Genomic DNA, 5,858 nt, shown 5'->3' with positions numbered 1-5,858 from the left:
GAGGGACAAATCAGCCGCTTGAAGACCATCAAGCGAACCATGTGCGGCCGCGCCAAGTTCGACCTGCTGCGTCATCGGGTTCTGGAGGCCGCATGAACGGAAGCGCTCCAGTCATTCCGCTGCACCAAAAACGCGGAAGGACCAGTTTGCCAAGACGCCCGACAGCCGACGGCCTTGATCGCCCACCGGATTGTCGAAAAGCATAAATGTTGTTCCTCGGGGGGCAGTGGACCGCGATCAGGAGCGAAGGATGATTTCCAAACGCTTTAATCCCAGCGATCTTTCATCACGCATGAAAACGCCCGCAAAGCTTCGGTCACATCGTTCATGACCTGCGGGAAGAACGCAACGCGGCCGGCAAGCGGACCTTCACTGATCGGCGTGGGGCGTGGAAGCGCACGCGGCACAGGGAGCGGTTTGCCGGCGTCCCGCTCCTCGGCCCGGGGTGGTTCGTAGAAATGCAGGGCGAGCTGGCCGTCGGGTTCGGCGGCGTAGGGCAGGCCTGGCTCGGTCCGGCGTTCCGCGCCGGGAAGGACATATTGATCGCCCTGGGCGGTCCTTTCCGTCAGCGGCATCCAAGACACCCTTTCGCTGGTTGAAGCCTCACTCAACCTATCAGGTTTAAGCCAATCCGCTCCAGCGAATACGGCGGATTGACGGTTTTTCGAAGTGGTAGAGAACCGCTGGATGTGTTGTGGCATTTTGGAGTGGGGCTAGTGGACCAAAGTTTGTGCTGGAGCCAGTCGTTATTGGTGTGAATAGGTATAAAGCTCTGATGATGATCGGCGTCACCCCCGCACCTTTTTACAAGCTGCGGAAGAGATGAAGCCTTTCCCGCCTGCCGCGTCCGTCTGTTCAAACGGACTGTACAGGCGGCCAAACGATCGTTTTCTCACAACGGAGCACTCTGTACGGCGTCGGCGAATGTACGCCAACAGAGAACATATCTCTTGACGGAGTGTTCTCTATGCGCGAACATTCGGCGGGTTGTTGCGGAGTTGATCATGCAGGTTCAGATCCTGGCGAAGGCGGTGAAGGACCTCAAAGCGCTGTCTCCGCCGGATCGCGCCCGCATTCTCGGGAAGATCGAGCAGTACGCCGCCGACCCGACGACGCAGGCCAACAATGTCAAAGCCCTGCAGGGTTCCGACCTGTTCCGGCTGCGCGTCGGCGATTACCGCGTGCTGTTCACCGTCGCCGCGGACGGAACCGTGACCGTCATGCTGGTGCACCGCGTCCGCCATCGGAGAGAGGCTTATGACTGAGACCGTCACCATTCCCCGTGCCGAGTACGACGCTCTCACCGCGCGTCTCGAAGACCTGGAGGACATTCTCACCGCCATGCAGGCGCGTGGCGGTCAGCCGATGCCCCTGGAGTGGGCCAAACGCATCCTGGAGGGGGAAAGCCCGGTCCGGGTATGGCGCGAGTTTCGCGGGTTGTCCTTGCGTGGTCTCGCTGGAAAGGCGGGTGTGAGCGCAGGCTACCTGTCGGAGATCGAAGCGGGCAAAAAGCCCGGTTCGGTGGAGGCTTACAAGGCGCTTGCCGAGGCCTTGGACACCTCCGTCGACTGGCTGGTCCTCTAATGGCGGCCAATCGCCCCACGGGCGGGCTGATCCGACGAGCACGCCGATGGCAACCGTTAGAAAAGGCACGCTCGGCACCTTCCGGTATGGCGGCTCGCCCCACCCGCCGTGCGATGACAACTATTGCCGAATTATAGCGTCTCACATAAATTATAGTTTGGTGCGATAATCGCCCGTATGGGAGAGGCCGCATGCCTGCGAGCACGAGCAAGTTCCTGTTCCACCGTCCGGAATTGGCGCGTCAGATCGTCGATCGCCTGACTGGGGATTCGCCCTTCGGGGCCGAGCCGACTCTCTGCCTGACCGCACCCCGGCGCACCGGCAAATCGACGTTCCTGCGGCACGATCTGGCCCCCGAACTCGAGAACCGGCACATTGAAGTCGTTTACGTCGACCTCTGGTCCGACCGTAATGCTGACCCTGGGCACCTGATCGCCGAGGCCATCAAGCAGGCGCTGCGGCGCGCCGAAGGTGTGCCGGTGCGGGTTGCGCGTTCGGTGGGGCTCAGCAAAGTCGGGGTCGGAGCGACCGCCATCGACCTCGACCGGATCGGACAGCCGCAGGGCGCAACGCTGACCGACGCGCTGGGCGCGTTGATCGACCGGACCGACAAGCGGGTGGCGCTGGTCGTGGATGAGGCACAGCACGCCATCGTGACCGAGGCCGGTCTGAACGCCATGTTTGCGCTCAAGGCCGCTCGCGACACGCTCAACACACGCGAGGACAGTGCCGACGGACCGAACCTCGTGCTGGTGCTCACCGGCTCCCACCGCGACAAGTTGGGCCGTTTGGTGCTCGGGCGTGACCAGCCCTTCTACGGCGCCAGCGTGCAGAACTTCCCGCTGCTCGGCCGCGACTACGCCGACGCCTACACGGCGTGGCTCAACAAGCGCTTGGCTGCCGACAACCGCTTCGAACCGGCGGACGTGTTCGCCGCGTTCGACGTCGTGGGTAGGCGTCCCGAGATCCTCGCGCAGATCCTCAAGGACATAGCGCTCGACGACGGCGCGGGCGAACTCCGCAAGGCGTTGAGCACCGGAGCGGAGACGCTGCGCGGTCGGCTTTGGCAGGACTACGAGAGCGCTTGGTCGTCGCTTACCCCGTTGCAGCAGGCCGTCATCAAGCGCTTGGTCACCGAAGAGGCGCAGTTTACCCCGTTCTCGGCGGCCTCGCTCGCGGCCTACTCGTCAGCCCTCGGTGAGCCTGTCGAGGTGCCGTCCGTCCAGGCGGCCATCGAGGCGCTGCGTCGTGACAACTTGGTCTGGCGCTCGACGCGCGGGCAGTATGCCCTGGAGGACCAAGGCATGGCGGAGTGGCTGAAGGGGCGGCGGCCGGCGGAGCGACCGGAGCAGACGTAGGACGATGAAGCGCGACAATCACGGTGAGAACTGGCGTCAATCTGAATGAGAATGAAGGACGCCGCCGTTGCGACGGAGGTCGGGCGTAACCCGGCCGAAGGTGCGACGGCGGCGTTGGCGTCCGTTCGATGGAACAGGCGCCGGCTGGCGGAAGCGGTGGCCGCGGTCGGGATAGAGGGTCTTCACACCAATGAGGAACGAACCCCGACCTTGCCGGGCCCGCACATCACCGACCGCCAGATGAGGCTCTACATGAAACACCGACAGTTTGACGCGCCCGCCTGAAGTGATGTGGTGGACGGCCCTTCCATCACCTCACCTCACCGTTTCAGCAAGGAACAGATCATTGGAGTCCTGCGCGAGAAGGAAGCCGGCAGGCCAACGGCGGAGGTCTGCCGCAAGCATGGGATCAGCGAGGCGACGTTCTTCCGGTGGAACGAACCGCTTCGGGTTTCCCAGGGCGCATTGCGCTTGAGTCACGCCGCTACGGCCCGAGGGGACCGTTGGCGGGTCAGGGATCGTTGCGGCCGTGGGCCACACGGAACCAGTGCTCCGCATGCTGACGGCAGGTTTCGGCTTCGACGGCATCGCCGGATCGCTCGGCATCGCCGGCGCGGGCGAGCCATTGGGTGTGCTTCTGCTGGGCGGAACCATTGACCTTCGGGTGTGCTCGCGCCGGGGCTCCCTGCACGGCTTGCCGTTGGGCCGTTTTGCCGAACCGTGGCTGCCGACGGGCTCGGTCGCCCGCCGGATTGTCGAAAGGCATGAACGTTGTTCCTCGGGGAGCGGTGGACCGCGATCAGGAGCGAAGGTTGATTTCCAAACGCTTTAATCCCGGCGTTCTTTCGTCACGCCGGAAAAAGCCCGGAAAGCTTCGGTCACATCATTCATGACCTGCGGAAAGAAGGCAACGCGGCCGGCGAGCGGACCGTCATCGATCGGCGTGGGGCGGGGGAGGGGACGCGGCACAGGGGGCGGCTTGCCGGGGTCCCGCTCGTCGGCACGGGGAGGTTCGTAGAAATGCAGGGCGAGCTGGCCGTCGGGTTCGGCGGCGTAGGGCAGGCCGGGCTCGGTCCGGCGTTCCGCGCCGGGAAGGACATATTGATCACCTTGTGCGGTCCTTTCCGTCAGCGGCATCCAAGACACCCCTTCACCGGTTGAAGCCTCGCATAACCTATCAGGTTTCAACCAATCCTCCCCAGGGAATACGGCGGCTTATCGGGGATTGTGAAGTGATCGATTTCGGTATCCTCGACGACAAGCCGCTCATCGAGAGCCGAATGCATGCCCTCGATGCCGGAACTCGATACAGCCTCACGCTTGGTCAGGACATGGCTCAGCAGGTACGGATCTCGCAGGTCGTCCGCAAGCGCGTCAATGCGGGCGAGGGCTCGGTTGGTCGCCTCGCTGCGTGCGAGAACCCGCCCCAGCGGGACCGCGGAAGCCGTTGGGGCCGCGGATAGGCCTTCGGATAAAACGCGGTGACGTCGGTCCTCAACCAGCCGTACGGCGCTCAGCCGAACGGGTTCGGCACTTGGTCCGGCGGCTTCGTCGCGACCGCCTCGGGCAGGTTCTCCTCGTCCTCCAAGGCGGCAATCACCGCGTCCAGGACGGTCTTCAGCGCGCGGGCGTGCTCCAGGCCTGCGCGGTCCTTGGTGAGCGCGACACTGCCGTAGAGGGACACGCGGTCGGTGCGGTTTTCGACCGTCAGATCGTCGATCTGCAGCGAGTCGGCCTCATTGGCGAAGGGCGTTATCGGCGACGGCATCGGAGCCTCGTCAGCTGGGCGGTGTGTGGAGGCGGCGGTCATGGTCACGACCGCCGACGCGGTTTGGGTTCGGGCAACGGCATCGCAATCGCTCTGACCGCCTCTGGGAGTCCAGGAAACACCGCAACCCCGGTCAGCTGTTCCAACTCGGCGATCGACAACACCCGATGGGCCTTCGTGGTGACGTTCTCCACGAGGTAGGCGGCCGCTTGGCGCCGCTGCGGATCGTAGACCGCCTTGAAGGCGTGGCTGGGCACGAGGACGCGGCCGTTGATCCGCTGCAGGCTCTGCCCCTGGAAGACCGGCCCGGTGACGACGTACAGCTCGCCCTGCCGTTCCGCGAGGTCACGGATGCCGCTCTCGATCCATTCCCAGATGAGCTGGTTCATCTTGGGGCTCTGCGGGACCATGTTGGCGAGGCTGAAGCTCTGCTCCTGCGCAGCCGCTGTCGGCATGTCACCGGAGGGAGCCATATGCCCACGATCGAGCCCCGACCCTTTGTAGTCGTCGAGTTCGGCCCGCTCGTCCGCCGGCAGGTTGGGATCGGCATGGAACCTGTTCTTGCGCTTCAGCCCCCGCGCCGCGGCGAGCCGTTCCGTGGTCAGGTGCTCGGCCGTCCACAGCGGCGTGCGGCTGATCCCGGAATGCAGCAGGGCGTAGCCATCGTAGCAAAGCGGGCGCGTCTTGACCGCCAGGCTTTGCCGCGTCAGATCCGGCGCCTGTCCGGCGACGAAGTGCTGTGGGCACGCGGTGGGAGCCGCCGCGGCCGGCGGAACAGCGCCGGCAAAGGCGAGAACGCCGAGAGCCAGGACGGCGGCGGTGCGGGGGAACATCGGGCGACTTTCCGGCGAGGCGTGGACGGAGCGGCAGTATGTCGCGCCGCCGCGGTTGGCTGCAAACACCGTTGAGGCGAATGCCGCAGAATGCCGTGGCTTCCGTCGGCGATCCGAGGTGACGGATACGGCCGATCATCCATCCATGGCTGCGGCGGTTCCCGCCGATCGTCGGAGCGGCCTCCGCCTTGGCGCGCGTCGCCGCGCCGACCGACTTCGAGATCCAGGAGTGCCTCGTTCGAGAGTTGACCGGTGCCTGCATCCCGTTTCGTGCCCATGCTCCTGCAGCACCATGCGGAACGACCGCCGCCGTCA

At 64.8% G+C, this 5,858-nt stretch carries 10 protein-coding genes and 1 pseudogene; 5 read left to right on the top strand and 6 right to left on the bottom strand.

The annotated features are described in order from the left end of the window. Positions 1–266: 266 nt before the first annotated feature. Positions 267–575, bottom strand: coding sequence for a hypothetical protein (locus tag AC1DVI_RS31820; protein ID WP_476961380.1), 309 nt, complete (start codon positions 573–575; stop codon positions 267–269). A 429-nt stretch (positions 576–1,004) separates the two neighbouring features. Here AC1DVI_RS31820 and AC1DVI_RS31815 point away from each other — a divergent pair, with 429 nt between their 5' ends. The 5 genes and pseudogenes from AC1DVI_RS31815 to AC1DVI_RS31795 all read left to right on the top strand — a co-directional run. Then, positions 1,005–1,265 carry a type II toxin-antitoxin system RelE family toxin gene (locus AC1DVI_RS31815; RefSeq protein ID WP_200487087.1) on the top strand — a complete coding sequence of 87 codons (261 nt, stop codon included), beginning with the start codon at positions 1,005–1,007 and terminating at the stop codon, positions 1,263–1,265. Then, positions 1,258–1,584, top strand: a complete 327-nt coding sequence (locus AC1DVI_RS31810) for a helix-turn-helix domain-containing protein (protein ID WP_476961379.1) — start codon at positions 1,258–1,260, stop codon at positions 1,582–1,584. The genes AC1DVI_RS31815 and AC1DVI_RS31810 overlap by 8 nt, the downstream gene beginning before the upstream one ends. Before the next feature lie 191 nt (positions 1,585–1,775). Then, on the top strand, positions 1,776–2,942 hold the full coding sequence (locus AC1DVI_RS31805) for an AAA family ATPase (protein WP_476961378.1): 1,167 nt from the start codon (positions 1,776–1,778) through the stop codon (positions 2,940–2,942). Between the two features lie 51 nt (positions 2,943–2,993). Then, positions 2,994–3,227 carry a hypothetical protein gene (locus AC1DVI_RS31800; RefSeq protein WP_476961377.1) on the top strand — a complete coding sequence of 78 codons (234 nt, stop codon included), beginning with the start codon at positions 2,994–2,996 and terminating at the stop codon, positions 3,225–3,227. Positions 3,228–3,251: 24 nt separating this feature from the next. Beyond that, a pseudogene (locus tag AC1DVI_RS31795) lies at positions 3,252–3,425 on the top strand (transposase); the annotation flags it as partial. Positions 3,426–3,453: 28 nt separating this feature from the next. Here the strand turns inward: AC1DVI_RS31795 and AC1DVI_RS31790 are convergent. The 5 genes from AC1DVI_RS31790 to AC1DVI_RS31770 form a co-directional block, all read right to left on the bottom strand. After that, entirely contained in the window at positions 3,454–3,708 is a 255-nt protein-coding gene (locus AC1DVI_RS31790) for a DUF4167 domain-containing protein (protein WP_476961376.1), read from the bottom strand. Between the two features lie 62 nt (positions 3,709–3,770). After that, positions 3,771–4,079, bottom strand: a complete 309-nt coding sequence (locus tag AC1DVI_RS31785) for a hypothetical protein (protein ID WP_476961375.1) — start codon at positions 4,077–4,079, stop codon at positions 3,771–3,773. Positions 4,080–4,126: 47 nt separating this feature from the next. Beyond that, complete coding sequence (locus AC1DVI_RS31780) at positions 4,127–4,300, bottom strand: hypothetical protein (protein WP_476961381.1); 174 nt, start codon at positions 4,298–4,300, stop codon at positions 4,127–4,129. A 155-nt stretch (positions 4,301–4,455) separates the two neighbouring features. Beyond that, complete coding sequence (locus AC1DVI_RS31775; RefSeq protein ID WP_476961374.1) at positions 4,456–4,710, bottom strand: hypothetical protein; 255 nt, start codon at positions 4,708–4,710, stop codon at positions 4,456–4,458. Positions 4,711–4,754: 44 nt separating this feature from the next. Continuing rightward, positions 4,755–5,543, bottom strand: a complete 789-nt coding sequence (locus AC1DVI_RS31770; protein WP_476961373.1) for a DNA/RNA non-specific endonuclease — start codon at positions 5,541–5,543, stop codon at positions 4,755–4,757. Positions 5,544–5,858 lie beyond the last annotated feature (315 nt).

The sequence above is a fragment of the Azospirillum sp. P4_B5 genome, assembly GCF_056402275.1.
The sequence above is the reverse complement of the archived record's forward strand: the minus strand, read 5'-3'. Positions and strand labels throughout refer to the sequence as shown.